Here is a 26,686-nt window from a genome sequence, read left to right on the forward strand (position 1 = left end):
GCTACGCACACTTTAACTCGAGGTTCACGCTCTCTACTCTACTGACCTTTTTCACATCGGCCTCCTCGTCGACCTCGGCTGACTCTACGTAGACGAGCTCCCTGACCTCGGCGTCCTCCTCCACAAAGACCTTGTAGGCCTCAACCCTGTTTGCCTCGGAGCCCTTCCTCAATACGACCTCGTACCCTACCACCTTGTCGACCTCGGCGTCCTTCTCCACTGTGACTTTACAGGCGTTTATCTCGCCCCTAACCCTGGACTTCTTCCCGACCACGACCTCCCTCGCCACGATCTTCTCCGCCTCGGCTTCGCCGCCCACCTTGAACACGTCGACCTTAATGGCCTTCGCCTTGATGGACCCCCCGACAACGACCTCGCCGCCGACGAGGCCGCCCTCAACCCTCGCAGAGCCTCCGACCTTGAGTAGCTTTTTCACATCAGCGTCCCCTCCCACCTTGATCGAGCCCCCGACAACGACCTCGGCTGCCCTCAGGTTCCCGGTCACGCTCGCCGCGCCGCCTATCTTCAGCGCCTCGACCTCCAGGTCCCCGTCGACTTGTAGAGACCCCCCTACGTCGATCCTACTCGCTTTGATAGGGCCCCTCAACTTGACGCTACCGCCAACCCGGAGCTCTTCTATGCCCACCGAGCTCACCCGGTGACCACTTTTGGCTCGCAGTCTAAAATAGGAGACTCACGAAATGTGAGCTTTTGTATACACGTGAGTAACTAGCCCCTTAGTACAGCTTCGAAGCGCACTCAGAGGGGTCTGCGGCGCGTGGTGTAGACCCGAGGGCGTGGGGCTCTCGCGTTTTCCTCGTCTCAAGACACCTACCTCTCTTCCTTCTAGGGACGTCGTCCCGATACGCGTGGTGCCGGCTTGAAGCTTCCGATACCTAGCCTTTCGATTTCTGACACCGGTGTCACGTAATGTAAGGATTCAGTAGGCACCCCTACCTCTCCACGGAGGCGAGGACTGCGGAAGCGCGCGAACAGCAGTTTTGTACCCGACGGCAAGGGGGCTAGCAAATCAATCTGCGTAAACAAAACAGGCCTTGGGGCCGGCCCAAGGGGTGGTAGTGTGAAAAATGAGGTGAGGGAATACAGGCTTACTTGCACTTCTTGGCCTTCTTCTCCTCAGCCTTGGGTTTCGCCTCGGCCTTCTCTTTCTTCGACATGCGCCTACCTCGGTCTTCACAGTAGTCTACAATGACCTCAGTATAAAACCACTAGGAAGCCACAAGGGGTCGGCTCTCCACTTCGTCAACGCTGTAGGACCCGAGCCCGCACTGTCCTCTGGGCCCCTAGCGGCCCTACCGTTGGCCAACTCCGCTACTTCTTCCACACGTCTGCTTACCGCGGTACTAGACCACATCTATGTTACCGTTAACAGTGTGATTTACACCGCTTGCGGACCATGACTCGTGTAGGAGAGTCGTGGCCGGTAAAAAGATATAGCACGCCTAGGGGGGTGCGGGCCTGCCGAGGGATAGGGGCGTGTAAAAAACGGTGTGGGCTCATCCCGTGGTCTTGTAGATGGTGTAGTAGGGCATCAGCATAGGAGGCCCTATCTCGACGCCGTGTACGTTCTTGGAGTGCACCACCATTAGGTTGCCCTGTAGTAGTGGTATGAACGGGGCGTCCTCCGCGAGGATCCTCTGGACCTGTACGTATAGCGCCTCTCTCTCGGACTGGCTCGTCTTGACCATGGCCTCCCTGAGCAGGTTGTCCACAGTCGAGTTCGCGTAGCCCGAGCCGGTCCACTTGTTAGCCGTGCTCAGCAGGAAGGGGGAGAGGAAGTCGTCCGGGTCGATGTAGTCGGGGTACCAGCCGAACAGGCTCAGCATCATCCTCCCGTTCCTAGCGTTGTCCACGTACGTAGCCCACTCGGCGCTCTTGACCTCGACCTGTATCAAGCCTGTCGCCTCGAGCTGGCTCTTGATCAAGGTGGCGACGTCCGCCTCTGTGTCCCCGTAGTGGGTCGGTGTGTACCAGAGCTCCAGCTTCAGCTTGTTCGACTCGCTGTACCCGGCCTGCCTCAGCAGCTCCCTCGCCAGCGTCAAGTTGGGGCCGGGGCCGTAGGCGTCCTTGAAGGCGTCTATGTGGCTCCACATGCCGGCCGGTACGAGGCTGTAGAGAGGCGTCATGGTGCCGAAGAACACCCTCTCGGCGATCTCGCTCCTGTTGAGGGCCGCCGCAATAGCCCTCCTGACGAGCACGTTGTCGACGGGGCTCATCTTGGTGTTGACTATTATGTACCTTATGAAGGAGCCGGGTATGCTCTCCACGACGAAGTTGGGGTTGCTACCGAGCGCGACGTAGTCCTGGGGCCTTAGGGTCCTCCAGGCGATGTCCACTTCGCCGTTCTCCAGCGCGAGCCTCAGCGATGTGGCGTCCCTGTAGAACTTGATCACGACGGTCTTGGTCATCGGTTTCTCGCCGTAGTAGTAGGGGTTGGCCTCTAGGACTATGTACTCGTCCCTCTTGAAGTCCTTAATACAGTACGGCCCCGCCCCACCCCACGTCGCGTCGCTCACGATCTTGTCGTCGGGGTAGTTCGGGCTCACAGGGAAGTACGGGGGCGTGGCCGCTAGCGCGAGGAAGTAGCTCGCCGGGGTCTTGAGCTTGAACTTGACCGTGAAGTTGTCGAGCGCGACCACGTCGTCCACGAACTCGGTGACTAGCCAGGAGGGGTCTCCCTGGATCTTCATAACCCTCTTAACGCTCCTCACCACGTCCTGGGCAGTCACCTGCCTCCCGTCGCAGAAGTACACGTTGTTCCTCAGCTTGAACACCCATTCAGACCCGTCGGCCGAGACGCTCCAATTCGCTGCTATACCCGGTACCAGCTGGTCTGTGCCAGGCTTGTACTTCACGAGCCCGTCCATAATGTTGGTCAAGACCTCCCAAGTGAAGAAGTCGTAGGCGTTGGAGGGGTCGAGGTCTGTCACCTTGTCTGTGACCCCTATAACGATCTTCTCGGCGTAAGCGGGTGTTGTAGTCGTAGGCTGGGCCGGCCTGATTGCGAGGTAGTAGTACGAGGCGACGGCCACGGCGGCCACTAGGACGACGGCTACGGCGATGAATATTCCTCTACGCATCAAACCCCCACCACTTTTCCAATATGTAATAGTCCGTTCGAGTTAAAAGCATATTTGTGATAAACATTGGTGAAGCCATATTACCGGGTGAGTAATGGCATGGGTTTGCTTAGATATGTGGCTATAAGAGGTACGTTGATCATACCCACAATCCTTATCCTCTATACTTTGGTCTTCATAGTCCTCAGAATCCTGCCGGGCAACCCCGTACTCGCCGCGCTGGGCACGAAGAACATACCGGAAGAGCAGTTGAAGGCCATCATGGCGGAGCTGGGCCTCGACAAGCCCCTCTACATCCAGTACTTCGAGTACCTCGCCAACTTCCTGAGGGGCGACATGGGGATGTCCATGGTTGTGAGGGGTAGGCCTATAACGAGCGACATCGCGGACAAGCTCCCGGCTACACTGGAGCTGACCGTCTGGAGCATTCTCGTGAGCCTCGTCATCGGTGTCGGCACCGGCTACCTGGTCGCTAAGCGGAGGAGCAGGTACCTAGAGGCCTTCGCGAGGGTCTTCGGCTCAGTCGTGTTCGTGGTCTTCATACCCGCGCTCGGCCTAGCCCTACAGCTCGTCTTCTCGAGCTACCTCAAGATACTCCCGTCCGGCGGGAGGATATCGAGTATCGAGGGGTTCAAGCCCATTACAGGGATCTACACCCTCGACGCACTAATCGAGTTGAACCCCCGCGCCTTCGTAGACGCCCTCTCACACCTGGTACTGCCGTCTCTCACACTCGGCCTCGTAATCTCCGGGCCCTACATCAGGCTGGCTCTAAACAACCTAGAGGCCGTCATGTCGTCCAAGATGGTGGACGCGTACAGGTCGAGGGGGATCAGGGAGCCCAAGGTGATAAGGCACGCCTTCAAGCACGTCTTGATCCCCATAGTCACTTACACAGGTCTACAGTTCTCGCTCTTGATGGGCGGCGCGGTTTTGACCGAAACGACCTTTAACTGGCCGGGTATCGGGACATACCTCGTCGACAAGGTCATGTACAGGGACTACACGGCTATACAGGCGGTGATACTGATCTTCGCCTTCATAGTCGGCTTGACAAGCCTCATCGTCGACGTGGTCTACGCCTTGATCGACCCGAGGGTGAGGTACTAGGTGGTGGAGTTGAGGCTCGCCCACATATTTAGAGACGCCTACATAGCAACGGGCCTAGCCATAATAGTGTTTTTCGTACTACTCGCGCTCCTAGCCGACGTCATAGCCCCCTACTCCCCCGTGAACTCTGTAGGTGCGCCACTACAGCCGCCCAGCCCCGGGCACATAATGGGGACGGACAACCTCGGCCGGGACATCTTCTCGAGAGTGGTCTACGGGTCCAGGATAGTCCTGGCGATCGTCGCCCTCTCCATCGCTTTGAGCGGCTTCGTGGGGACCCTCCTAGGCCTCGTGAGCGGTTACCTGGGCGGTCTGCTCGACAGGGTGCTTTCCTTCGTCATGGACTCGATATACGCCTTCCCATCCCTTATACTCGCCATAGCCCTCTCGGTGGCCTTGGGGCCGAGCCCCGTAAACGCCGCTGTCGCAATAGCTGTCGTCTACGTGCCGACGTACTTCAGAATGATCAGGGGACAGGTCCTCAGCGTGAAAAACGAGGGGTTCATCGAGCAGGCCCGCGTCCTGGGCTTACCGCCCTCGAGGATCGTGGTGAGGCACATACTACCTCACGTGTCGAGGACTATGATGGTGGTCTTCAGCATGAACAGCGCCGACGCTATTTTGACAGAGGCGGCGTTGAGCTTCATAGGCTTAACTGTTCAGCCCCCAACCCCGGACTGGGGCTTCGACTTGTACAAGGGGAGGGGCTTCGTCTTGGACGGCAAGTGGTGGCTCATGGCTTTCCCGGGCCTCTGCATAACACTGCTGGCACTAGGCTTCGCCCTTGTGAGCGAGGGGGTGTCGAGAATAACTGGTGCGAGGCTGAGGTAGGTTGGCCGGCCACGTCCTGGAAGTCGAGGACCTGTGGGTGAAGTACTACACGATGAGCGGGGTTGTACACGCGGTCTCCGGCGTGTCCTTTAAGCTACGGAGAGGCGAGATGCTGGCCGTAGTGGGCGAGAGCGGCAGCGGGAAGTCCACGCTAGCGTACGCTCTGATGAACATGGTCCCGAAGCCGGGTAAGATCGTAAGGGGGAGGGTCCTACTCGGGGGTGTTGACCTGTTGACCCTCATGACAGAGGAGCTCAGGAAGGTCAGGGGGAGCAGGATATCCATAGTCTTCCAAGACCCGTTCACTACACTCGACCCTCTGAGGAGGGTCGTCGACCAGTTCACCGAGTTCCTCATGGAGCACGGGCTCGACAAAGCCACAGCACTGCGTGTAGCCCGGGAGTACACGGAGGCCGTCGGCCTCCCCGAGAGAGTTCTCGAGTCCTACCCGCACCAGTTGAGCGGGGGTCAGAAACAGAGGGTGGCGATAGCGATGGCGATCAGCCTGAGCCCCGAGGTGGTTATCGCGGACGAGCCCACTACGGCGCTGGACGTGATAGTCCAGAAGCAGATCATGGACTTAATAGACGATGTCAGGAGGAAGTACAAGTCCTCGTTCATCCTGATAACACACGACCTAGCCCTAGCCCTAGAGAGGGCGGACACCGTCATGGTGATGTACGGGGGTTACGTGATGGAGTACGCCGATAAGAGCGAGCTGGTCCGCGACATGCGACACCCCTACACGAGGGCCCTCTTAGAGTCGCTGCCCAGGCTCGGCCAGAGGGGGCTGCCCAGCTTCCTCCCCGGCTACCCACCCGACTTGAGGAACCCGCCCAGCGGCTGCGTGTTCCACCCGAGGTGCCCCCTGGCGAGGGAGAAGTGCCGGGCCGAGCAACCGCAACTCGTGGAGGTCTCGAAGGGGCACTACGTGGCCTGCCACTACGCGGGGGTGGTGAAATGAGCAGGGTGGTCGAGCTCAAAAGCGTTGTCATGGACTTCGAGGTCAGCTTGTTCGGTCGTAAGAAGAGGGTGAGAGCAGTCGACAACGTGACGCTCGGCATCGCGGAGAACGAGATCTACGGCCTCGTTGGGGAGAGCGGTAGCGGGAAGTCGACTATTGGGAGAATCACGCTGAGGCTCTACAGGCCGACTAGGGGCAGGGTCTTCTTCGAGGGGGTCGACATAACGGACTGGAGCGAGAGGAGTTTGAGGAGGATTAGGAGGAGGATGCAGCTCATCCCCCAGGACCCCTACAGCGCTATAAACCCTGTCCAGACGTTGGGCGAAGCCCTAGCCGAGCCCTTGATCGTCCACGAGAAGCTCGATAAGCGTGAAGCCCTCGATATCGCGGCGAAGGCCCTCGAGGAGGTCGGGCTGGTGCCCCCTGAGGACTTCATTCACAGGAAGCCCCACGAGCTGAGTGGTGGCCAGTTGCAGAGGGCGGTGATAGCGAGGTCCATGATACTGAGGCCGAGGTACGTCGTTGCAGACGAGCCGACCAGTAACCTAGACGCCTCTATTAGGGCCTCGATCGTCAAGCTGCTCTTAGACCTCAAGAGCCGCTACGGCTTGTCCATGCTCTTCATAACGCACGACATAGTACTGCTCAGCCTCATAGCCGACAGGATCGGTGTCCTGTACATGGGGCAGCTCGTCGAGGAGGGGGCCGCTGACAAGGTCGTGAAGGAGCCGCTACACCCGTACACGAAGGCCCTCTTATCGGCCATACCCCGCGTCGGGGGTGAGGTGGAGACCGAGAGAGTAGACCTGAAAGGGGAGATAGGAGACCCCTCCAACCCGCCACCAGGCTGCCGCCTCCACCCCAGGTGCCCCTTCGCGACGGAGAGGTGCCGCAGAGAGGAGCCGCCCCTCGTCCGCGTCAACGGCAGGTGGGTCAAGTGTTGGCTTTTCTACGGTAAGTAGCCGTTTACTGCTAGCGAGACGTGGAGGGCCCGTGATCGGGCACTCACGATGAGAATTATCGCGTAGACCCGCCAGGGGACCGGCGAGGGTTTTAGTAGTGGAGACGGCATAGGTCGCCCGCCCACGCGAGGGCGTAGCAACATTATGGCCCGACCTCTAGGCACCTAACACCTGCTTTTAGGTTTAGCGAGTAGAGTGCTGAGACCGCGCCGAGGACTAGAGATTAGCCCCAACCGCCGCTCTCTAAAAGACACTCTTCCGTATCTTGCACTACAGAGTTCTCACACGCTAGGGAACATCGTGTGAACCTCTTGTTGGGCGGGGTATTACTCACACACGGCGTGCGTGGTGATCCCGCGTTGCCGGGTTCTAGAATTCGTAGTTGACTTCAAGGCCGAGCTCGCTCTTGACCGCCTCGACGAACTCGTAGAACTCCACGCTTCTCAGCACGAACTCCAGCGTCCTCCCGTCGACGGTCTCCACTACCACGTAGGCGCATCCATGGCAGGTGAAGGTCGTCTTGGAGATCAAGCCCAGACCCCACACCACGTCGGCTAGGATTTGAAAGGCGTTGATGGTGCGGATGTCTCCCCTCGTCAAAACTAACCTTTTACGCCTGAGAAACCCCATGACGACTTCGAGACGCCCGTACAAGACCGCCACGACAACGGGCTCCCGGAAGAGTAGAACGAACAAGATGAAACCGAAGAGTGCTGTGAAGATTAGGAGTAAGAACACGATGAAGTTGAGTGGACCGAAGACTGTTATAATCACGTTGAGCATGAAGAAAACGTAGACGAGCAAGAGGGAGCCTAAAACCACCATCGAAAAAGCGTAGGCCTTGTGTACTATGTAAGCCCCCAAATCTAGTCCCCAGTACTCAATATTCACAGAAACAGAAAAATAAAAAGTCCAAATTTACATAGTCACGCGCGACTCTATTGAGGCCAAGCAGCCCAGACGAGTGAGCCGCGGCACCTCCTGAACAGGCCCAACCTGGCGCGCCTGCCTCAAGCACCCAGTAGGCGAGGGGCTCACGGCTACTCGTCAGCGTCCAGGCGGCCGCGAAGACATAGCGTGGTTTGGACCGAGAGCGGGGGCGACTTCGGGTGCGGGCGAGGTCTACCCGGCCTTTTTAAGGTAGTCCTCGACGATCTTAGCCAGCTCGTCCATTCTCTTCACGCCCTCGACCTTCACGCTCCTCGCGATCCTGCCGCCGTTCTCGACTGTCATTATCAGAGTCGTGGGCGAGGCGTGGACGTCGAACTTCTCGAACGCCTTCGAGGCCGCCTTGCTCCCGCAGTCCTTGCTGAACCAGTTGCACAGGACTACGAGGTAGCTGAAGGGGTAGGCGTCACCTAGCAGCTTGACGAACGGGTACCAGTACATGTCGTAGACTCTACACGCGGGGCACTTCGCGTTGTCGAAGTAGACGACGTAGTTGCCCGGCTCCAGCTTCTGAGCGAAGTCCTCGTCGTCGACGGATATCAGCACCCACTTAGAGGTCTCCCTCGAGTACCTGTACACGCCGTGAGGCGAGTCCACGTCGACCTGGTCGAGCGCGAGCCCGACCTCGCCCTTCGCAAGAGTGCTCTTCTCCTCGGCCCTCAGCAGCTTCCTCAGTATGGTGATAAACAGGTCGCGGTCTTCCAACGGTTAAGCACCTCTCTATTCAGGGTCAAGTAATATTATTGGGCTATATATAAAATAAACAGCCTTCAGGCGATCTCTATGGGCCCCACGTTTAGAGTCTACAACGGCGGCGTGAACCTCGTGTTCGGCGTCAACGGCCTCGCGGATTTCAAAAACGTGCTGTCGTCGATGCGAATGCCTGTTATCGTGACCGGGAGGCGCTCGGCAGTGGAGAGCGGCGCGCTAGCAGAGGTGACGAAGATACTAGAGGAGAGCGGTGTGAGCTACGTGGTCTACGACAGGGTGACGCCTAACCCGACCCTCCAGCAGGCAGAGGAGTTGGCCGAGTACTACAGGAGCGAGGGTTGCAGGGAGTTCATCGCTATAGGGGGTGGGAGCGCGATAGACCTGGCCAAGTCTGCTAGGGCCCTCGTAGCGGGGGGTGGGAGTATACGCGAGTACTTCTACGGGATGAGACAAGTCCCCAAGGAGAAGCCGCTGTTGTTCGTCGTGAACACTACGCACGGGACGGGTAGCGAGGTGGACAGGTTCGCCGTCCTCACCGACGAGGGGGAGGTCGAGAAGAGGGGCTTCCCAGCGGGCTACCCCGACTACGGGGTAGACGACCCGAGGTACACGCTCACGTTGCCCCTCAACCAGTCGGTCTACACCAGTATAGACGCACTGTCCCACGCGATCGAGGCCGCGACGTCCAGGGTGTCCAGCCCCTACACGGAGTTGCTGTCCGTGGAGGCGTCTAGGAGGGTCTTCGAGTACCTGCCCAGAGTGGTTGGCAGCCCGAGGGACTTGGAGGCGAGGTACTGGCTACTATACGCCTCTATGCTCGGAGGAGTAGCAATAGACCACTCGCTAACACACCTTGGGCACGGCTTGGAGCACCTACTCAGCGCCTACAACCCTAAGCTACCCCACGGCGCGGGACTCGCCCTCGTCCACGCGAAGCTAATCGAGTACATCTACAAGGCGAGACCCGAGACCACTTGGCGGATCCTCTCCTTACTAGACCCCGGCTTGAGGCCGAGGAGCGAGGATGCTCCCAGAGCCGCGTCTGCCTTCAGGGGGTTCCTAGAGCGGGTGGGGTTCGGTGAAGGGCTCGGCGACTACGGTTTCACACCCGGTGAAGTGGAGAGGCTGTTCAAGGCCATCGCTTCGAGGAAGAGCATGAGGAGGTACTTGGAGCTGGCCCCCTTCGAGGTGACAGAGGACCTCTTATCTGAGATCGCGGCCGGCCTACCCTATTAGCAAGGTTAACTTTATTAACTTCGGTTTTAATCTAAGAGTTAGGAATCCGAAAAGGTGAGTTAGATGAGCGAGCTGGGCAACCTCATATACACGCCTCAGAGGGCTAGCGGGGAGGCGATCACCAAGGTAGAGTCCCACACGCCTAAAATACACGCCCCCGACAAGGTGAGTAAGAACACCCCGTTCAAGGTCAGGGTCGAGGTGGGACCCCACCCCAACACCGTCGAGCACAGTATTAGGTGGATTGAGCTCTACTTCAAGGAGGAGGGTAGGGCCTTCAACCCCGTGTTCCTGGGAAGGTACGTGTTCGAGCCGGTCTACCACGAGCCCGTGGTAGAGGTAACCCTCAAGCTCGCCAAGAGCGGGAGGCTCATAGCGGAGTCCTACTGCAACCTCCACGGAGTCTGGGAGTCCTCCAAGGACATAGTCGTCGAGTAAGGAGGTGGTTCTTTTTGGACAAAAACAAGAAGTATTTTTTCGTGCTAAAGTCCATAGAGCTCTACAACAGGTTCCGGGCCCCCGAGGCCGAGGCTAGGCTCGTAGACGTGAGAGACGACGGTACCGTGGTCGTCGAGTTCCAGGGGTCCTTCTGCCACACCTGCGGTATCAGGGACTGGGTCGAAGACCTCGCCTACGTGATGAAGAGCCTGGGCGGGGACGCCGAGTTAAAGGAGTACATAGAGCCGGAGGGCGAAGAGGACTATAAGAGAGTCGGCGTTTTCAGGGTAAGTAAAGTGCCGGACAGGTTCGATGAGGAATGGTCGACGAAGTAGACTTGCGGATAATCGATAAGTTGCTGAGGAACGCCCGCTCCACATACAGCGAGATCGCGAGAGAGATCGGTCTAAGCGACGTGGCGGTGATGAAGAGGGTCCGGAAGCTGGAGCAGGAGGGCGTCATAAAGAAGTACACCGCTATAGTAGACCCATGGAAGCTCGGCTACGGTAAGGTCAGTATCACGGGTGTGAACGTCCAGCCCGACAAGCTGTTCAACGTGATAGAGGAGCTCAAGAAAAGAGACTATGTGAAGCACCTGGTAGTGACCTCCGGAGACCACAACGTGATCGCACTCATACTCGCGAGGTCGTCCGAGGAGATGATAAGGATACACGACGAGATATCCCGGTTAGACGGGGTAGTCAAGGTCTACCCCGCTATTGTGAGCGACATTATCAAGGACGAGATGAGGATCTAGCCCCCGGGCCTGAAACACCCTCCTCGGGCTCCACCCTATAACTGTGTGTGCCCTCGTACGCGAGGCGTATTTGAATACGGGGCTCAGTAGTATACACTCAGGTGAGACGCCCCTGGCTGGGAGAGTAGAGGAGGTCTACTTACTGTCTAAGCTGATGTGCAAACTGTACGCCGCGTCTAGGAGAGACACCCTCACCAACATCTCGAGGAGGCTGGGCGTGTCTGTGCAGGAGTTGAGCAGGATAATGCACGGCAAGGAGCCGGTAGGCGCTAAAAGAGTAGCCGACCTGGTCTCTAGGCTGGCGTACGTTGACGAGGACGCCGAGCTGAGGAGGAGCATCCACGAAGCCCCGCTCCCCTTCCCCCACTTGAACAACTTGACGTCACGCTACCCCCTCAGCCTCTACTGCTTCCTGTACAAGGCCATGGACGCGGTTAGAGGCCTCGAGTTCGGCTACATAGTCACCGTAGAGGGGGCCGGGCTGGTCCTGGCCACCCTGATGGCGGTAGCCCTCGGGAAGAGGCTGGTCTACGGTATAAAGGCGGCTAAGGTGGCCGGGGGCCGCTCCTTTACAGCTGGTCAAGGGCCGGTTTACTCCCTCGACGCGACTCGTAGGATAGTCTCCTTCCCCAGCGCACTGGACCTCAAAGGAGAGATGGCTGTTGTCGTGGACGGGGTGGTGTGGACGGGGGCGACCGTGAAGTCTATGTCCAGGTACGTCGTGAAGAAGGGGGGTGTGGTCGAGGCCGCCGTTTTAATGGTGACGACGCGCGAGGTGGTAGAGAAGCTGGAGAGGGAGCTGGAGTACCCAGTACACGCCCTCCTGACACTATGACGACATGTACGCTGGCGGGATAAAAAACTTAGGAGACGAGGACCTCCACGTCTACCTCGAAGACCCTCCCGCCGCGCAGTACCTTGAGCGTCACGTAGCCCCTGTCGATAGCCTCCTCAACCGTCTCCCTCAAGTCGCTGGTCCTCGCGAGCTCCCTGCCGTCGGCCTCCAAGAGGATGTCCCCGTCTCTCAGTCCACTGTGGTGCGCGGGTGTCCCGGGGATAACCCTGGCCACTATAAGGCCCTTCTTCACTCCCAGCTTGTAGAAGCCGGCCACTGTGGGGTTGAGTGGGGCGACGTAGACGCCTATCCACGCCCTGACAGGCCTGCCGTACCTCTCGATCATGAGTATGAACCTCTTCACCGTGTTGATGGGTATGGCGAAGCCTATGCCCTGGGCGTAGGGGACGATGGCGGTCGTCACCCCGACGGCCTGGCCGCGGAGGTTGACCAGAGGCCCCCCGCTGTTACCCGGGTTTATAGCGGCGTCGGTCTGGACCAGGTCCTCGAGCATAAGCTCCTCGGTGTAGATGTTCCTGCCCGTCGCGCTAACGACCCCCATCGTGACGGAGTGCTCGAAGAGCCCCAGGGGCGAGCCGACGGCTAGCACTATCTCGCCGACTCTTATCTGCCTGGAGTCCCCGAGCTCTATGGGCGGCCTGTAGTCCGGCACCTCGAGCAGTGCGAGGTCCCTGCTGGCGTCGGCGGCTATCACACCAGCCTCGTGCGAGTAGCCGTCGCTGAAAGTCACGGCTACTCTAGAGGCGTTCCTGACGACGTGAGCGTTCGTGACGGCAATGCCCTTCCCCACGATGAAGCCGGAGCCGAACCCCCTCAACGACTCGTAGCCGAAGAAGAGCAGGGGCACCTTGATCTCTGTGGCCACCGTTATAACCGAGTCCTTGACCCTCTCGACGATGCCCGCGATCTCCTCGTTGAGCTCCTCCAGCCTCACCTAGACCACCTACTCCTCCCCTGCCTCGACTTTGTAGAGTAGGTACCTGTCGTATAAGTCCGTGGACAGTATGTCGAGGAGGGCGATGAGTATGAGCTCCTCGTCCTGGCTCAGCTCCTCCTTATTAAGGAGCTCCACAGCCCTCTTGACTATTCCCGCGGCACCCTCCCCGCCCTCGCCCCGCTTCCAGAGGAGCTCGATGTACTTCGCCTTCATGTTGTTGTAGAGCGTGTCCAGCTCGTCTGCCAGGTCAACGGCCTCGTCCTCGCCCAGTTGGAAGTACCTCTCGACCGCCCTAGCGAGCTCCCTTCTCTCCATGAGGACACCTGTCTATAAGTGTGAGCAAGGGGCTATATGTACATTACCCCTTAGGCCTACCTAACGCCGCAAACTATTTTTACCACGCATACACCTTATTGAGAACCGTGGTCCTGTCATGGTAGAGTTTACGCACCTCCTTTTCGCGATCCTCGCGGCCCCCTACATCGCCGCTGTCTTGATGTACACCGCTAGGGCGGTGAAGGGGCCCACTGTACCCGACATAATCCTCGCAGTCGACTGCATATCCTACGACCTCGCAGTTTTCCTAGCCCTCCTCTCGGTCTACTACCAGTCCCCCCTCATGATCGCCCCGGCCATCCTCCTAGCCCTCTGGGCGTACCTACTAGACGTCTTCGCCTCCAAGTACCTGGTCTCCAAGGAGGTGGGGGCTTGACGAGCGACCTCGTCTTCTGGGCGGGGGCCGTGGTGGTCTTGGTAGGAGGGGTCTTCGACTTCATAGCGGGGCTGGGGATGCTGAGGTTCCCAAACTTCTACGTCAGGCTCCACGCGGCTACGATAGGGGCCATCTACGGCGCTGTCCTACCGCTGATCGGCGTGGCCCTCATGGCCCTCGGCACGCCTATACCGAACAACGCCTTTATCGCGGGCGGCTGCCTAGCCACAGCACTCGTCCTCTTCCTCGTGGCGCCCATAGGAAGCCACCTGCTAGCTTACGCAGCCCACAAGGCGAGGGCGGTGGAGTGGAGCCCCGTCGTGGACCAGCTGGGTGAGGAGGAGTGATACTGGTCTACCTCGCCCTGGTGTTCGCGGGTCTCCTGAGCACACTATTCACGTACCTGGCTGTCACGGAGAAGGACCTACTGAAGGCAGTGGCCTACTCGGCTGGGCAGAGCATCGCTTACAGTATACTTTTCCAAGTCTTTGCGGCGACAGACATACTCTTGGCCTACATCGCCATCTCGGTCGGCGTGTACTCCGGACTACTGATATTCATTGTGAGTAAGACCGAGAGGTTCGAGGTGTAGGCCTTGAGCAAAAGGCTGCTGGGTCTAGTCTTCGTCTACTGCCTTGCGATAGCACTGGCCCTACTAGTTTATGCTACTGGCAGCCTCCAAGCACCCAGCGAGATCAAACGGCTCGGGGTCTTCTACGTGGAGGAGACCTTCTTCGGGAACATGACCGCGATGAGCCCGGAGGCCGTGACCGCTATCGTGTGGGACTACAGGGGCCTCGACACGGTCTACGAGACCGCAGTCTTCTTCCTCGCCGTAGTAGCGGGTCTAGCCGTGTTCAGGGTATCCAAGACCCCGCCGTTGAAGAGGGGCGTGGGGCTGACGGAGATATCCCGGACCTCCACGAAGATAGTCGCAGCCCTGATAGTCGTGGTCTCCGCCTCTATAGCCCTCCACGGCCACCTGACGCCGGGCGGCGGGTTCCAGGGCGGCTCAACCCTCGCTATAGCCCCCCTACTAGTGATCCCAATATTCTCCTACTACGCGCTCCTCGCGAGGAGGTTGACCCCGGGCCTCCTCGTCACCCTCAGAGGGCTGGCCCTCACGGCGATAGGCCTAGTGGCGATCCTACCGGTGTTCAAGGGCCTCGAGGTAGTGACAAACATAAGGTTCTACCCCGCCTACATCCTGGGCCAGCTCGTCAGCGGTAGCCTGTTCCTCTACAACTCGTCGGAGTACATAGCCGTAGCCTCCGGGTTCGCTGCGGTTTTCCTCTACCTGTCCTTCGAGGAGGAGTTCTACGAGGAGGAGAGGGGCGAGGACCGTGAGTGAGGCCGGGCTAGTGTGGAGCCTTCTCGTAGGGCTGCTGGCAGTCAACCTCCTGGTGTCCGTCTACGGGATTATTTACGGGAGGAGCCTGACGAAGAAGCTTATCTCCCTGACGATCTTCTCGGACACGGTCTACGTCTTCTTCATAATGGTGGGCTACAGGCTCGTCTACCCCACTGTACCACCAGTCTACGTGGAGCTTACACGCGACCAGCTGGAGTACCTGGCGAAGCACGCGGTGGACCCCGTACCCCAGGCCCTCGTATTGACGGGCATAGTCATCGGGATGGCCGTGAACGCCCTGATCGGCTTCGGGATCATTCAGGCCTATAGGCTGAAGAAGACCGTGACCGCGAGGGAGCTGGTCGGTTTCGAGGAGGTGGAGTAGCGTGTTCAGAGAGGTCCTAGTCACCCTCTGGCTCTTCCTCTTCTACATCGTCTACACCGGTAGCAACACCCCCTACGACGTAGCCACCGGACTAGTCGTCGCCGCGCTCGTCGGGGTCCCCGCCTCGAGAGTACTCGTGTCAGACGAGAGGAAGCTACTGGACGTCAAGCGCTACATCCACCTCTTCTACTACGCGCTGAAGTACATGACCGTGATCGAGTTCAAGGCGCACATGGACGTCGTGAAGAGGGTGTTCACGATGAGGCTGAACCCGGGCATCGTGAAGATACCCGTGTACGCCAAGAGCAGGTACGGGAGGCTGTTGATAGCCGTCTCGATCACCAACACACCGGGAACGGTCGTGGTCGACGAGAGAGACGGCTGGTTCTACGTCAACTGGATAGACGTCACCTCGACCAAGCCCGAGGAGGCGAGGCTGGCTATAAGCGCAGAGTTCGAGGACTACGCCTTCAAGATATTCGAGTAGGGGTGGGACCTTGAAGAGCCTGGTTGGGCTAGTCCCCCTCACCACCGTCCTCGGGGCCTTCACAACGCCCGTCGTCTACCTCGTCACGAAGTCTAGGAGGGCCACGTTCGCCTACGTGACGCTCTTCTCCTTGTCCGCGCTCGTTCTCAGCCTGGCCGTCGCCGTGGAGGTCTACGCCGGCAAGGAGGTCGTCGTCTACAACGCGGGAGGGTGGCCGGGGCCTGTCGGGATCGTCTACGTGGTGGACGAGGTCAACGCCCTCCTCGCGCTGGTGACGGCGCTCGTCTCCTTCCTCGTCTTCGTGTACAGCTACGAGTACATACGCGACTCGGGCTACCCGTGGTACCTGGTGATGCTGCTCGGGGCCGAGACTGGGCTGCTCGGCGTCATATACACGGGGGACGTCTTCAACCTGTTCGTCATGATCGAGGTCACGGCGATATCCAGCTACGGGCTCGTCATGTACTACAGGTGGAGAGCCACCTCGATCGTCTCGGGCCTGAAGTACGCCTTTATAGGCGCCCTCGGGACCACGGGCTTCCTCCTCGCACTCGCGATAGTGTACGCCGTGTTCGGCAGCCTGAACCTGGTCGACATAGGCCTTAAGGCCATGGGCTACCCTGGCAGCTCGGTGACAGGGGGGCCGCTGGAAGACGCTGCGCTAGCCGTCGGGCTTGTCCTCGCCCTCTCGCTCTGGGCCTTCACGATCAAGAGCGGTGTTTTCCCCAACCACTTCTGGCTCCCCGACGCCCACCCAGCCGCCCCCACCCCCGTCTCCGCCCTTCTCAGCGGGCTTGTCGTCAACGCTGGGGCGGTCTCCTTGTACAAGGTGCTGTACCTCGGCTTCAGCGCGTCTCAGCTACCCGGGGTAAGGGTAGTCGTGGAGTCGGTCTCGCTCATCGCTCTGGTGACGGGGTTGGTCTCCAGCTTCCTGGGAGGCCTGCTAATGGTCGTCCAGGCAGACGTGAAGAGGCTCATAGCCTACTCTACAGTCATGAACATGGGGTTCGTCTTCATGAGCATAGCTACGCTCTCGCCTATAGGAGTACTGGGCTTCGTCTACTACACGGTGGTCCACTCGCTGGCTAAGGCCACTCTGTTCCTCTCCGTGGGCCCGGTGATCAGGGCCGCGGCCTCGAGGAGGCTCGACAGCATAGCGGGCCTCGGGCGGAGTATACTGCCTTCGGGTGTGGCCCTCGCTGTGTCGACCCTTACGCTCGCCGGGATACCGCCTCTACCGGGCTTCCTCGGTAAGCTCCTGATATACCAGGCCCTCTTCCAGTACAACGTCGCTGCGGCTGTCCTGTTCGTGGTATCAAGCGCTATAGGGCTGGTCTCTTACATGAGGCTCTTCTACGTCCTCCTCGTCTCCCCACCAACCCAGACCCCTGCGCCCGTTCACGCGCCGCTCATGAAGAGCGTGCTGGTTGTTCTAAGCATCCTCCTCGTCGCGGCGGGCCTGGTGTTCACCTTCAATAGGGCCGCCTTCGACTACGTGTTCTACGAGCCGGTAAAGGTCGTGGGAGACGTCGCGTCGTACCTCAAGTCTCTGAGCACCAGTCTCTACGGGCTGCCCGGATAGCGCCGTTTTTGCTACCGCTGTCTATATTGTTAGTCCCACCCGAGTAGCCCCTCCTTGATCACACAACGAGTGGGACTCACGTAAAATTTTGTTTGTATAATGTATTTATAAGAGTCAATACGCTTAACTTTACATGGGGGGCTACTTGGACTACATGAACTTTGCTTTCCTCTGCCGCAGCAAGCCCACGTCAAAGAATCTGAGGGTCGCGGTGATCGGCGCTGGGCCCGCCGGCCTCGCCGCGACGGGCTACCTTGTCTGCCGGGGCTTCGAGGTCGACGTCTTCGACAAGCAGCCCCTCCCCGGGGGTATGATGGTCTTCGCGATACCCCCCTGGAGGATCCCGAAGCAGAGGGTGCTCGAAGGCGTCAAGAGGCTGGAAGAGGTCTTCGGCGTCAGGTTCTACACTAGGACGAAGGTGTTCGCTGGAGAGGTGAGGCACGAGGAGGGAGACTCACTGGTCGAGAAGAGCCTCCCCCTAGAAGAGGTCGTCAACGACTACCACGCTGTTCTCATCTCGACGGGTACCTGGGAGTCGAAGATCCCGAGGCTCCCGGGCGTGGGCTCCGAGGGGGTGACCTCGGCCCTCGACTACCTCTACAGGGTTAGAGTCTTCGAGCTCGGCTTCACGGCGTCGCCTCCGCCGAGGTCGAGGAGGGCTGTCGTGATAGGAGGGGGCTACAGCGCTATCGACGCGGCTGAGCAGGTCAGCAGAATGGGAGGCGACGCGACCATAGTGTACAGGAGGACCATTAGAGAGGCGCCGGCCGGCGTATACGAGGTCGAGAGAGTCAGGAGAGAAGGCGTGGAGTTCGTGGAGCTCGCCTCCCCTGTCGAGGTGGTAGCCGAGAACGGCCGGGTGAAGGGCGTGAGGTTCCAAAGGATGAGGCTCGGCCCACCAGACGAGTCGGGTAGGCCTCAGCCGGTCCCCATAGAGGGTGCCGACTTCGTCCTAGAGGCAGACCTGGTCATCTTCGCGACGGGGGAGGCACCCACTCCGCCGGTCTCGCGTAGCGAGGATGTCTTGAGGAAGCTGGGCCTTAGCCTCAAGAAGGACGGGTCTGTATCGGTGAACAGGATCTACCAGACCAGCAACCCGAAGGTCTTCGCAGCAGGCGACGTGGTGACAGGGCCCTCCAGGGTCGGGCCCGCGGTGAGGTCCGGGCTTTACGCGGGGAGGTTCGTCGAGAACTGGCTCGAGACGCAACTGGTTAAAGCCCCCTTGACTGCGAGGTGAGCTCGCGTGGCGTCCGCACCCCAGCCCAAATACCTTAGGGTCATAGACCTAGGCGCGTGCATAGGCTGCGGCGCGTGTGAGGCGGTGTGCGACTTCCTACACGACGGCAGGCCGTTCATTAAGGTGTACAGGACATCGCTAGGCCTGGACATACCCCTCTCGTGCTTCCACTGCTCGAAGGCCCCCTGCGTAGAGGTCTGTCCGACGGGCGCCATGACGAGGGACCAGTCCGGGGCGGTGTACGTGGAGAAGAGCAAGTGCATTGGCTGCCTCGCCTGCCTCTACGCCTGCCCGTTCAGCATACCGGAGCTGGAGCCAGTACTCAAGGTCTCCAGTAAGTGCGACCTGTGTAAGCCGCTGAGAGAGATGGGGCTGACACCGGGCTGCGTGTCGATGTGCCCAGCCGGCGCGATCCTGTACGGGGAAGAGGCCCTCGTCTACGAGGCTGGCAAGAAGAGGATAGCGGAGTCCATGGCCAAGGCAAGGTTCGAGGCGTTAAGGTAGCGGGTATATGTCGCCCCTCCCCGCGACTACACTGGCCTTGTCGCTCAGCGCGGCGACCCTAACCCTCTCGGCGGGTAGACGCGGCTCAGCTGGTTTGCTCTTAGCCCTCTCATCAGCTTGTTTGTTCACTTTCGCCGTGCTCCTCCTGTACAACTACTCTGTAGTCGACTGGGTTTCGCTAGTACTCTCCGTGACGTCTTTCGCTCTAGTAGTAGTCGTCACACTCTACACCACCTACTACGTGGAAATGGAGAGACTACCGAGGTTCTTCCCCTGGCTAGTCTCGCTATTCGGCTTCTCCATATCTTTGACCTACCTGGCTGTGAACCTCCTCTTGTTTGTCATAGCCTGGAGCTTCATGGAGATCATCGGCTTCGTGCTCGTCAGGATCGGCGAGGAGTACTCGACGGAGGGGTCGCTGAGGGCTGCCAGGGGGTACCTGCTCACCTCCACGACCGCTTTCGAGATAACCGTGTTCACGCTCATCGTCCTCTCCGTCCCGTCGATCGTGTCGTCATACAACCCGAGCGTCTTATACCAGCCCTTCGCTTCGGTGACCCCGGTTGTGGAGGTCTCTAGCCCGGTGCTCCTAGGCCTTCTCCTGGCAGGTTTTGTTGCAAAGGCAGCTCTCTTCCCCCTCCACTTCTGGCTACCGGGAGCGCACTCTACAGCGCCCTCGCCCGCGTCCGCCCTGTTGAGCGGCCTTACAACACCTCTCGGCTTCTACGGGCTCTTCAGGCTGACCGAGATAGTCGACCTTACAGCGTGGTCGCAGCCGCTTGCCTACCTCCTGCTAGCCATGGGTCTGTCCTCCATCGCTTACGCGGGGCTAGAGGCGCTGGGACAGAGGGACGGCAAGATAATGCTGGCGTACACGACTATCCTGACCAACGGCTTCACAGCCGTGCTCTTCGCGCTCTACTTGTCCAGCCCTGCCAGCACCCTCCTACTGGTGGCTGTAGTGCTCGTAATGCTCATGCAGATGAGCTACAAGACCGTCCTGTTCTGCGGCATGGGGCTAATAGAGCTCGCGTACGGGACGAGGTACATCCAGGGCCTCGCGGGCGTCTCCCAACAGCTGAGGACCTCCAGCCTGGGAGTGTTGATAGCGGTGTACACACTCATCGGAGTGCCCGGCACGGTCGGTTTCCTAGCGAAGCTCCTGTCGATGTACCTGCTACTCACCGACGTCGTAGAGGGAGGCGGCCCACCAGCGGTCGCGGCTCTAGCGGGGGCCGTCCTCTACATAGCCCTCTCCGCAGTAGTGGGGGTGAGGGTCCTCTCGGTGTACACGGCGAGCATGAGGTCTAGGAGGCCGTCCCTCGAGTTCAAGCAACCGAACACCCCGCTTGAAGCCGCGGTTCTGGTGATGGGCTTGCTGAGCCTCGCCCCGTCAGCCCTGCTACTACAGGGCCTGGGCGGGCCGGGGTGGCTTGTAGCCCTGGTTGTGTCGACGCTCCCAATCCCGCTCTTGGTCTCCCTGCTACAGACTGCCAGGGTGGTGACAGGCGTTGCCCGAGCCCCTGTTTAAGGCCCTGGTCGACGCCCTCGCCATGGGGCTCGTGCTGGCGGGCGCCCTCTCGGTCGACTCGCGCCCGAGGCTCAGCAGGGCGCTGAGGCTAGCGGGCTTCGCGGTGCCGCTGGTCTCCCTGGTCTACGCTCCCTACGGGCTCCTGTGGTTCCAGTACTTCTTCCTTGTCCTCTCCTTCCTCGTCTCGATCGGCGTGAGCCTGCACAACGAGGACTACTACAGGGTAGTGTACGGCTCGGCCTCTTACCCTCAGGCTGTCATAGACCTCAGCCTAGTCCTGCTCGAGGTGGCGTTCTCCTCGGTCAACCTCATCGAGCTATTCGTCGCCTGGTTCACCCTGGACCTCGTCCTGCTCCTCGTGATCCTGCTCGAGAAGGGGATGGAGAACTACAGGGTGGCCGTCACGTACATAGTTCTGAGCATGCTCCCCTGCGACCTCTCCCTGTTCACCTTCTGGGTGCTCGTCTCGGCCCGCACAGGCGTCTACGAGGCGTTCACAGCGAGCTTCAGCGAGCTCGCGGCAACGCCCGCGAGCGTGGGCCTCGTCCCAGCCCTGCTACTAGTGGCCGGCTTCACGGCCAAGCTAGCCCAGTTCCCCATTCACATGTGGCTACCGATCGTCCACCCGGAGGCCCCCTCGCACGGCTCCGCCATCCTCAGCGGCCTGGTCGTGAAGCTAGGCGCCTTCATGCTCCTCATGACGCAGACCCTGTTCCAGTACCCGGCGGTGGTCAACGCCGTCCTGGTCGCCCAGGGCCTGGTATCGTCGCTGTACGGTTTCCTGGCCGCGTCCGCCCAGGACGACCTGAAGAGGCTGCTCGCCTACAGCACCATAGGCCACACCGGGGTGATAACGGTCCTACTAGGCCTAAGGGGCCTACTACCCGTGGACACGGCTCTGCTGGCTGTCCTCTACGTCTTCTACCACGGCTTGACGAAGACGCTCGGCTTCCTAAACGCTGGGCTCCTAGAGCAGGTCGCCGGCTCGCACAACCTTTACGACCTCGGCTACGTGGACAGAGTGGCCCCGGAGGCCACTACGCCAGCCGTCGTGGCGGCCATGAGCCTCGCCGGCGCCCCGCCGACGCTCGGGTTCACTATGAAGGCCCTCACTATATACGCCGTCTTGACAGTTGCGCTGAGCCGGGCGGCCTCCCCCGAGGGACCCGCTTGGTGGGCGCTTGTGGTAGCGGCCGCCCTAGTGGTCTCGAGCGTTCTCTCGGTGATCTACAGCGTCAAGCTGGTGGCCTCCTACACTTCCTTTCCGGCCAGGGCCGGGCTTAATAAGCCGGAGGTGGGGAGGCTCGAGGTGGCCAGCGAGAGATTCCTCTCCGGTCTCATAATCGCGAGCCCCGCCCTCGCACTACTGGTCCCGTCCGCCCCCGCGGTCTTCGTGCTCGTGTCCTACGCAGCGCTAGCACCCTTCGTCATTGGGCTCCATCTCAGGAGGGCCGCGTTACCCGAGGAGAAGCCCTGGGCTACGGGTGTCGAGCTATGACGTCCTACTTCAAGTCGTCTATAGGCAGGGTGTTGGAGGAGCTCAAGGAGAAGACTGTGAGCAGGCTCAGGATGAGGGGGCTGACCTTCCTAGACGTCACGTCTTTCACCATGAGGCTGGGCGAGAGGGTTTTCTCCACAGTCTCCTACGTATTCGAGAGGCTGGCGGTCGTCTTGAACAAGATGCAGGTGAGGATGATAGAGCCCATGATCATGGCGGCCATCTGGTCGTGTATAGTCTTCGTGGTAGTAGTGCTCGCATCGCTGCTGTTTAGGTGATGGCCGTGGAGGAGGCCCTCGCAGCCACTATCGCCACGTCCGCCACACTAGTCCTGCCGCTCTTCATGGACGGCGTCGAGAGGAAGGTAAAGGCCTGGGTCCACTCCAGGATCGGCCCGCCGGTCACCCAGACCCTACTCGACGCCCTCAAGCTGTTGAGGAAGGAGACGCGCGTCTTCGGCTCGATACCCTACTACTTCTACCTCTCCTCGACGGCCGCCGTCCTGACAGCACTTGGCGTGTTCAGCGCTTACATGTACTTCGCCACGCTCAACACCGCGTACGTCGTCTACACCCTGGTCTTCTACCTCACGTCGCAAGCCGCGCTAGCGCTGTCGTATTTAATCATCCCAAACCCATACAGTGTTATAGGAGGCTTCAGGGAAGTCTTTGTGTCCCTCGTCAACGAGCCCTTCATGGTCCTGGGAGTAGTCCTCTACGCGGTCTCCTTCTCGTCCCGGCCGGGTCTCTGGGGCTACGTGGCAGCCGGCTTCTCGTTCTCCGCAGTCCTTGTAGCGAGCTACGTCTCCAGCCGGAGGACCCCGTTCGACCTGAGCGAGGCCGAGCCCGAGATCGCCTCAGGGGGGTTCATCGAGCTGAGCGGCAAGGCCCTGTTCCTCGCCCTCTACAACCTCCTCTTGTCGAGGTCCCTCTCGCAGCTGATACCCCTGTCCCTCGTGGCGATGGCCGCGGGCCCGGGCGGCCCGCTGGCCCCCCTGGCCTACCTGGCGTCACTCGCCGGCGTGTGGGCGTTGTACGGGCTCGCCTCGACTCTCATGGGAAGGGCTAGAGTCGACACGGCGTTGAAGTCCCTAGTCAAGCTCTACCTTGTCCTCATAGCGGGTGCTTTCGTGGGGCTGGTGGTGTAGATGCCCGGGGTAGAGGAATACGTGAGGCTGGCCCAGGAGCGGGGAGGTAGGTGGGTCGTCCACGGTGACACAGTACACCTGGTTGTCGACCCCTCCGACCTGAGGCCCATAGCCGACAAGATCTTCAACGAGTACGGCGCGTGCTTCAGGACTTGCGTGGGGACGGACGAGAGGCCTTTGAACAACCACTTCTCCATAACCCACCTGTTCACAGACGACAGGAGCGGCCTCTACATAGCGTTGAAGTCCTACCTAGACCCAGAGAACCCCGTGGCGCCGAGCATCGCGGACGTGGTCCCGGCGGCCGACTGGTGCGAGCTCGAGGCCTGGGACATGCTGGGTATAAGGTTCGAGGGGAGGAGGCTGGAGAGGCTCGTCCTCCCCTACTGGTGGCCCGAGGGCGTCCACCCCCTGAGGAAGGAGTTCGACTACAAGAGCAGGCCCGACGTCTCGCTCGCGAGGAGCGAGAGGGTCACGCTGAGGAAGGAGGTGGGCACCGTCCCGCTCGGCCCCTACCACCCGGCCCTGCACGAGCCGGAGTACTTCGAGCTCTACGTCAAGGGGGAGAGGGTCGTAGACGTGAGGTACAGGGGGTTCCACGTACACAGGGGTATTGAGAAGCTCGCGGAGTCGAGGATGAACTACCAGCAGGTCAACTTCCTCGCGGAGAGGATATGCGGGATATGCGGCTTCGAGCACAGCACGTGCTACGCCCTCGCAGTGGAGAAGGCCGCGGGGGTGGACGTCCCGGAGAGGGCGCAGTTCATAAGGTCGATAGTACTGGAGGTCGAGAGGCTCCACAGCCACCTGCTACTGCTAGGCGTCGCCTTCCACTTACTGGGCTACGACGCGGGCTTCATGCACATGTGGCGCGTCAGGGAGAGGACCATGGTGCTGGCCGAGATGCTGACCGGCAGTAGGAAGACCTACGGGATCAACCTCGTGGGGGGCGTGAGGAGGGACATCAACGAGGAGAAGAAGAGCAAGGTGCTGTCCGAGCTAGGGGAGCTCGTCAAGGACTTCAAGAGGGTCGTCGAGATCGCCGTCTCGGCCCCCAACGTAAAGAGGAGGCTGACGGGCACCGGCCTACTCCCCAAGGAGGACGCGCGGAGGCTGGGGGTCGAGGGGCCCGTGGCTAGGGGCTCGGGGATAGACAAGGACGCGCGGAGGGACCTGCCCTACGCCGCCTACAAGTACGCCTCGTTCAGGGTACCCGTCTACACCGAGGGCGACAACATGGCGAGGGTCCTCGTGAGAGTGGAGGAGGTCTTCGAGTCCGTCTCGATCATAGAGCAACTGCTCGACAAGCTGCCCAAGGGGCCGATCATGGCCGAGAAGGTCGAGATACCCCCGGGCAGAGTGGGCGTACAGGTCGTGGAGGCGCCCAGGGGCGGCGACGTACACTACGTCCTCACGGGCGACGGGAGGCCCTACCGCTGGAGGGTCAGGGCCCCGACCTACGCGAACATACCGGCGCTAAAGGTCATGCTTAGGGACCAGCGCCTCGCGGACGCCCCGATCACCATCGCGAGTATAGACCCGTGCTTCTCCTGCACCGACCGCGTAGTCGTCGTAAGGGACGACGGGGTGGTTGAGAGGCTGGAGGTGGGGGCGTCGTGGTGAGAGTACTCAAGCCAGTGGAGCTGATAGTCGTCGCGTCGGAGAAGGGGAGGGTCACAGTAAAGTACCCCTACCAGGAGCCTCTCGTCACGAGTGACTTCAGGGGGGCTATCAGGATAGACGCGTCCAAGTGCATAGGCTGCGGGGCCTGCGTCAAGGCCTGCCCGCCCAACGCGCTGGAGCTGTTGGAGTCCCCGGAGAGGCTCGTGATAAGGTACTTCGTCGGCAGGTGTATATTCTGCTGGAGGTGCGTCGACGTCTGCCCTGTCAAGGCCGTCGTCGGCACGCGTGAGTTCGAGCTCGCCACCGACAGGGTGGAGGACCTCTTCAACTACACGGTTCACAGGAGGGCTGAGTGCCGGGAGTGCGGTAGCGGGTTCGCCACGAGGAGGATGGTCGAGTACGTGACCGAGAAGTCCGCTGTGTCGGAGTACTACGCCAACGAGTGCCCGGAGTGCCGGAAGGCGAAAATACTGAATGCGGTCGCGAGGAGGAGGGGCGGTGTCTGAGAGCGTCAAGAGGAGCATATGGGTCTACCACTTGAACACAGGGGGTTGCAACGCCTGCGATATCGAGGTCCTCGACGCTCTCACCCCTTGGTTCGACGCGGAGAGGTTTGGCGTCAAGCTTGTCCCCTCGCCGAGGCAGGCCGACGTGCTACTCTTAACCGGCCCAGTGACTATCGAAGCCTTACCCAAGGTCGTCAACGCTATAGAGGCCATGCCTAGGCCCAGGTACATCGTAGCACTCGGCTCGTGCGGCGTCGGTGGCGGTATCTGGCACGACACCTACTCGACTATAGGTGGGGTGAGAGAGCTCCTCAAGATCCTCGAGGCCCGCGGGGTAAAGGTGGACGGTGTCTACTACGTCCCCGGCTGCCCCGTGAGGCCGGAGAGCATACTCTACGCCATCGCCCTCTTCAAGGGCCTGGTCGAGAAGAAGGTCAAGAGCGAGGTGGCCTACAGCGACTGAGGAAGTGAAGGTCTACAGGTGTACCCCGAGGGAGTACAAGCCCCCGTTCCCGAGGCACTTCATAGCGGACATTCACCAGTGCGTCGAGGAGGCCTCGATAAGCCTAGAAAGGGCGAGGGGGGTACTCCCCGAGGACCTGTTCAGGGAGTTGGTGAGCAAGAAGAGAGTGCTGGTGACAGACCACGAAAACGCTAGGAAGATTTTAGGAAAGGAGCTCTTGGGTGAGACTTACCTACTACTCTCTCTCGAGGCTGGGGGCCCGGGGTTAAAGTAATATAGCTTAAGGGCAGATTAGGAAGTGGGGTGAGGGCCTTGTTGAAGACCCCGATCATACACCCCGAGCTCCTCTACGAGCTATCCAAGCTCGGGCACACAGATGTGTTTGTCATAGCAGACGCAGGACTCCCCATACCACCTGGCAAGAAGAGGATAGACCTGGCATTCGCCCCGGGGAAGCCAGGCTTCCTAGAGGTCTTGGGGGTGGTGCTGAGCAACGTGGTGGTCGAGAGAGCCGTTCTAGCCAACGAGATAAAAGACCGGAACCCCGAGATGCACAAGAAGATACTCGAGCTGATTGAGGCCAACAAGGCGTCGTGGAAGAACTTCGAGCTGAAGTACGTGCCTCACGAGGAGTTCAAGGCCGTGTACGTGGCTTCGTCCAGGTTCGTGGTGAGGACGGGCGAGTACACGCCGTACTCTAACATAGCTCTAGTCGCTGGCGTCCCCTTCTAGGAGTGGGGTCTCAGCCCACCTAAAGTACTACACGTAGTAGAAAAAGCTAAACGTATATATCGCACGAGTATAAAGAG

At 60.1% G+C, this 26,686-nt stretch carries 34 protein-coding genes; 27 read left to right on the forward strand and 7 right to left on the reverse strand.

The annotated features are described in order from the left end of the window. Position 1: 1 nt before the first annotated feature. Both TCELL_RS07550 and TCELL_RS05035 read right to left on the reverse strand, forming a co-directional pair. Positions 2-655, reverse strand: a complete 654-nt coding sequence (locus tag TCELL_RS07550) for a polymer-forming cytoskeletal protein (RefSeq protein WP_048163215.1) — start codon at positions 653-655, stop codon at positions 2-4. 862 nt (positions 656-1,517) lie between these two features. After that, complete coding sequence (locus TCELL_RS05035; protein ID WP_014737643.1) at positions 1,518-3,101, reverse strand: ABC transporter substrate-binding protein; 1,584 nt, start codon at positions 3,099-3,101, stop codon at positions 1,518-1,520. Positions 3,102-3,200: 99 nt separating this feature from the next. On the opposite strand from TCELL_RS05035, the gene TCELL_RS05040 reads away from it, so the two are divergent. The 4 genes from TCELL_RS05040 to TCELL_RS05055 are packed head-to-tail and all read left to right on the forward strand — an operon-like array spanning position 3,201 to position 6,968. After that, positions 3,201-4,211, forward strand: coding sequence for an ABC transporter permease (locus tag TCELL_RS05040; protein ID WP_083830026.1), 1,011 nt, complete (start codon positions 3,201-3,203; stop codon positions 4,209-4,211). Beyond that, complete coding sequence (locus TCELL_RS05045) at positions 4,212-5,042, forward strand: ABC transporter permease (protein ID WP_014737645.1); 831 nt, start codon at positions 4,212-4,214, stop codon at positions 5,040-5,042. A gap of 1 nt (position 5,043) precedes the next feature. Continuing rightward, positions 5,044-6,006 (forward strand): ABC transporter ATP-binding protein, encoded by a 963-nt coding sequence (locus tag TCELL_RS05050; protein ID WP_014737646.1) that lies wholly within the window; start codon positions 5,044-5,046, stop codon positions 6,004-6,006. Then, on the forward strand, positions 6,003-6,968 hold the full coding sequence (locus TCELL_RS05055; RefSeq protein WP_014737647.1) for an ABC transporter ATP-binding protein: 966 nt from the start codon (positions 6,003-6,005) through the stop codon (positions 6,966-6,968). Before TCELL_RS05050 ends, TCELL_RS05055 begins: the two co-directional genes overlap by 4 nt. 369 nt (positions 6,969-7,337) lie before the next feature. Here the strand turns inward: TCELL_RS05055 and TCELL_RS05060 are convergent, their stop codons facing one another. Together TCELL_RS05060 and TCELL_RS05065 are read right to left on the reverse strand one after the other, a co-directional pair. Further along, positions 7,338-7,832 (reverse strand): hypothetical protein, encoded by a 495-nt coding sequence (locus TCELL_RS05060; protein ID WP_014737648.1) that lies wholly within the window; start codon positions 7,830-7,832, stop codon positions 7,338-7,340. A 258-nt stretch (positions 7,833-8,090) separates the two neighbouring features. Beyond that, complete coding sequence (locus TCELL_RS05065) at positions 8,091-8,621, reverse strand: hypothetical protein (RefSeq protein ID WP_014737649.1); 531 nt, start codon at positions 8,619-8,621, stop codon at positions 8,091-8,093. Positions 8,622-8,699: 78 nt separating this feature from the next. Between TCELL_RS05065 and TCELL_RS05070 the strand changes: the two genes are divergently transcribed. From TCELL_RS05070 to TCELL_RS05090, 5 genes are all read left to right on the forward strand, one after another. Then, entirely contained in the window at positions 8,700-9,863 is a 1,164-nt protein-coding gene (locus TCELL_RS05070) for an iron-containing alcohol dehydrogenase (RefSeq protein WP_014737650.1), read from the forward strand. Positions 9,864-9,926: 63 nt separating this feature from the next. Next, positions 9,927-10,301 carry a class II SORL domain-containing protein gene (locus TCELL_RS05075; protein WP_014737651.1) on the forward strand — a complete coding sequence of 125 codons (375 nt, stop codon included), beginning with the start codon at positions 9,927-9,929 and terminating at the stop codon, positions 10,299-10,301. Positions 10,302-10,315: 14 nt separating this feature from the next. Beyond that, positions 10,316-10,636: a hypothetical protein gene (locus TCELL_RS05080; protein ID WP_014737652.1), complete on the forward strand. Its 321-nt coding sequence runs from the start codon at positions 10,316-10,318 to the stop codon at positions 10,634-10,636. Next, positions 10,621-11,058, forward strand: coding sequence for an Lrp/AsnC family transcriptional regulator (locus TCELL_RS05085; RefSeq protein WP_014737653.1), 438 nt, complete (start codon positions 10,621-10,623; stop codon positions 11,056-11,058). Before TCELL_RS05080 ends, TCELL_RS05085 begins: the two co-directional genes overlap by 16 nt. A 43-nt stretch (positions 11,059-11,101) precedes the next feature. Continuing rightward, entirely contained in the window at positions 11,102-11,893 is a 792-nt protein-coding gene (locus TCELL_RS05090; protein ID WP_162097839.1) for a phosphoribosyltransferase, read from the forward strand. Between the two features lie 28 nt (positions 11,894-11,921). Here TCELL_RS05090 and TCELL_RS05095 read toward each other — a convergent pair whose 3' ends face one another. After that, positions 11,922-12,848: a S1C family serine protease gene (locus TCELL_RS05095; protein WP_014737655.1), complete on the reverse strand. Its 927-nt coding sequence runs from the start codon at positions 12,846-12,848 to the stop codon at positions 11,922-11,924. 9 nt (positions 12,849-12,857) lie between these two features. Next, positions 12,858-13,166: a hypothetical protein gene (locus TCELL_RS05100; protein WP_014737656.1), complete on the reverse strand. Its 309-nt coding sequence runs from the start codon at positions 13,164-13,166 to the stop codon at positions 12,858-12,860. 118 nt (positions 13,167-13,284) lie between these two features. Between TCELL_RS05100 and TCELL_RS05105 the strand changes: the two genes are divergently transcribed. From TCELL_RS05105 to TCELL_RS05145, 9 genes are all read left to right on the forward strand, one after another. Continuing rightward, positions 13,285-13,563: an MrpF/PhaF family protein gene (locus TCELL_RS05105; protein ID WP_014737657.1), complete on the forward strand. Its 279-nt coding sequence runs from the start codon at positions 13,285-13,287 to the stop codon at positions 13,561-13,563. Then, complete coding sequence (gene mnhG / locus TCELL_RS05110) at positions 13,560-13,910, forward strand: monovalent cation/H(+) antiporter subunit G (RefSeq protein WP_014737658.1); 351 nt, start codon at positions 13,560-13,562, stop codon at positions 13,908-13,910. Before TCELL_RS05105 ends, mnhG begins: the two co-directional genes overlap by 4 nt. Continuing rightward, positions 13,907-14,155, forward strand: coding sequence for a hydrogenase subunit MbhD domain-containing protein (locus tag TCELL_RS05115; protein WP_014737659.1), 249 nt, complete (start codon positions 13,907-13,909; stop codon positions 14,153-14,155). The genes mnhG and TCELL_RS05115 overlap by 4 nt, the downstream gene beginning before the upstream one ends. Before the next feature lie 3 nt (positions 14,156-14,158). Continuing rightward, the gene (locus TCELL_RS05120; RefSeq protein WP_014737660.1) at positions 14,159-14,914 is read left to right on the forward strand and encodes an MnhB domain-containing protein; all 756 of its coding nucleotides are present in this window, start codon (positions 14,159-14,161) and stop codon (positions 14,912-14,914) included. Then, a complete protein-coding gene (locus tag TCELL_RS05125) occupies positions 14,907-15,299 on the forward strand; it encodes a Na+/H+ antiporter subunit C (protein ID WP_014737661.1) in 393 nt (130 codons plus the stop codon). Before TCELL_RS05120 ends, TCELL_RS05125 begins: the two co-directional genes overlap by 8 nt. 1 nt (position 15,300) lies before the next feature. Continuing rightward, a complete protein-coding gene (locus TCELL_RS05130) occupies positions 15,301-15,786 on the forward strand; it encodes a Na+/H+ antiporter subunit E (RefSeq protein WP_014737662.1) in 486 nt (161 codons plus the stop codon). A 10-nt stretch (positions 15,787-15,796) separates the two neighbouring features. Further along, entirely contained in the window at positions 15,797-17,368 is a 1,572-nt protein-coding gene (locus TCELL_RS05135) for a proton-conducting transporter transmembrane domain-containing protein (protein ID WP_014737663.1), read from the forward strand. Between the two features lie 133 nt (positions 17,369-17,501). After that, complete coding sequence (locus tag TCELL_RS05140; RefSeq protein WP_014737664.1) at positions 17,502-18,605, forward strand: FAD-dependent oxidoreductase; 1,104 nt, start codon at positions 17,502-17,504, stop codon at positions 18,603-18,605. 6 nt (positions 18,606-18,611) lie between these two features. Continuing rightward, the gene (locus TCELL_RS05145; RefSeq protein ID WP_014737665.1) at positions 18,612-19,109 is read left to right on the forward strand and encodes a 4Fe-4S dicluster domain-containing protein; all 498 of its coding nucleotides are present in this window, start codon (positions 18,612-18,614) and stop codon (positions 19,107-19,109) included. Here the strand turns inward: TCELL_RS05145 and TCELL_RS07555 are convergent. Beyond that, entirely contained in the window at positions 19,101-19,238 is a 138-nt protein-coding gene (locus TCELL_RS07555) for a hypothetical protein (protein ID WP_014737666.1), read from the reverse strand. The genes TCELL_RS05145 and TCELL_RS07555 overlap by 9 nt on opposite strands. A 7-nt stretch (positions 19,239-19,245) precedes the next feature. On the opposite strand from TCELL_RS07555, the gene TCELL_RS05150 reads away from it, so the two are divergent. From TCELL_RS05150 to rbsD, 9 genes are read left to right on the forward strand one after another with little or no spacing between them, the layout of a single operon-like run. After that, positions 19,246-20,640, forward strand: a complete 1,395-nt coding sequence (locus TCELL_RS05150; protein ID WP_014737667.1) for a complex I subunit 5 family protein — start codon at positions 19,246-19,248, stop codon at positions 20,638-20,640. After that, entirely contained in the window at positions 20,621-22,138 is a 1,518-nt protein-coding gene (locus TCELL_RS05155) for a proton-conducting transporter transmembrane domain-containing protein (RefSeq protein WP_014737668.1), read from the forward strand. The genes TCELL_RS05150 and TCELL_RS05155 overlap by 20 nt, the downstream gene beginning before the upstream one ends. Continuing rightward, positions 22,135-22,416, forward strand: a complete 282-nt coding sequence (locus tag TCELL_RS05160; protein ID WP_014737669.1) for a hypothetical protein — start codon at positions 22,135-22,137, stop codon at positions 22,414-22,416. Before TCELL_RS05155 ends, TCELL_RS05160 begins: the two co-directional genes overlap by 4 nt. Before the next feature lie 5 nt (positions 22,417-22,421). Further along, positions 22,422-23,285 carry an NADH-quinone oxidoreductase subunit H gene (locus TCELL_RS05165; protein ID WP_157864711.1) on the forward strand — a complete coding sequence of 288 codons (864 nt, stop codon included), beginning with the start codon at positions 22,422-22,424 and terminating at the stop codon, positions 23,283-23,285. Further along, positions 23,286-24,908, forward strand: coding sequence for a hydrogenase large subunit (locus tag TCELL_RS05170; RefSeq protein WP_014737671.1), 1,623 nt, complete (start codon positions 23,286-23,288; stop codon positions 24,906-24,908). After that, a complete protein-coding gene (locus TCELL_RS05175) occupies positions 24,902-25,414 on the forward strand; it encodes a 4Fe-4S binding protein (RefSeq protein ID WP_014737672.1) in 513 nt (170 codons plus the stop codon). The genes TCELL_RS05170 and TCELL_RS05175 overlap by 7 nt, the downstream gene beginning before the upstream one ends. Then, positions 25,407-25,877 (forward strand): NADH-quinone oxidoreductase subunit B family protein, encoded by a 471-nt coding sequence (locus TCELL_RS05180; protein ID WP_014737673.1) that lies wholly within the window; start codon positions 25,407-25,409, stop codon positions 25,875-25,877. Before TCELL_RS05175 ends, TCELL_RS05180 begins: the two co-directional genes overlap by 8 nt. A gap of 4 nt (positions 25,878-25,881) precedes the next feature. Beyond that, complete coding sequence (locus TCELL_RS05185; protein WP_014737674.1) at positions 25,882-26,151, forward strand: histidine phosphatase family protein; 270 nt, start codon at positions 25,882-25,884, stop codon at positions 26,149-26,151. Between the two features lie 29 nt (positions 26,152-26,180). Next, on the forward strand, positions 26,181-26,609 hold the full coding sequence (gene rbsD, locus TCELL_RS05190) for a D-ribose pyranase (protein WP_014737675.1): 429 nt from the start codon (positions 26,181-26,183) through the stop codon (positions 26,607-26,609). Positions 26,610-26,686: the final 77 nt, after the last annotated feature.

Source organism: Thermogladius calderae 1633 (assembly GCF_000264495.1).
In the GTDB taxonomy this organism is placed as follows: domain Archaea; phylum Thermoproteota; class Thermoprotei_A; order Sulfolobales; family Desulfurococcaceae; genus Thermogladius; species Thermogladius calderae.

Excerpts from the sequence above, each read along its gene's own strand:
- TCELL_RS05055 (WP_014737647.1), top strand. The coding sequence starts at position 6,003 with ATGAGCAGGGTGGTCGAGCTCAAAAGCGTTGTCATGGACTTCGAGGTC.
- TCELL_RS05105 (WP_014737657.1), top strand. The coding sequence starts at position 13,285 with ATGGTAGAGTTTACGCACCTCCTTTTCGCGATCCTCGCGGCCCCCTAC.
- TCELL_RS05040 (WP_083830026.1), top strand. The coding sequence starts at position 3,201 with ATGGGTTTGCTTAGATATGTGGCTATAAGAGGTACGTTGATCATACCC.
- TCELL_RS05140 (WP_014737664.1), top strand. The coding sequence starts at position 17,502 with ATGGGGGGCTACTTGGACTACATGAACTTTGCTTTCCTCTGCCGCAGC.
- TCELL_RS05070 (WP_014737650.1), top strand. The coding sequence starts at position 8,700 with ATGGGCCCCACGTTTAGAGTCTACAACGGCGGCGTGAACCTCGTGTTC.
- TCELL_RS05075 (WP_014737651.1), top strand. The coding sequence starts at position 9,927 with ATGAGCGAGCTGGGCAACCTCATATACACGCCTCAGAGGGCTAGCGGG.
- TCELL_RS05170 (WP_014737671.1), top strand. The coding sequence starts at position 23,286 with ATGCCCGGGGTAGAGGAATACGTGAGGCTGGCCCAGGAGCGGGGAGGT.
- TCELL_RS05160 (WP_014737669.1), top strand. The coding sequence starts at position 22,135 with ATGACGTCCTACTTCAAGTCGTCTATAGGCAGGGTGTTGGAGGAGCTC.
- TCELL_RS05035 (WP_014737643.1), bottom strand. The coding sequence starts at position 3,101 with ATGCGTAGAGGAATATTCATCGCCGTAGCCGTCGTCCTAGTGGCCGCC.
- TCELL_RS05100 (WP_014737656.1), bottom strand. The coding sequence starts at position 13,166 with ATGGAGAGAAGGGAGCTCGCTAGGGCGGTCGAGAGGTACTTCCAACTG.
- TCELL_RS05085 (WP_014737653.1), top strand. The coding sequence starts at position 10,621 with ATGGTCGACGAAGTAGACTTGCGGATAATCGATAAGTTGCTGAGGAAC.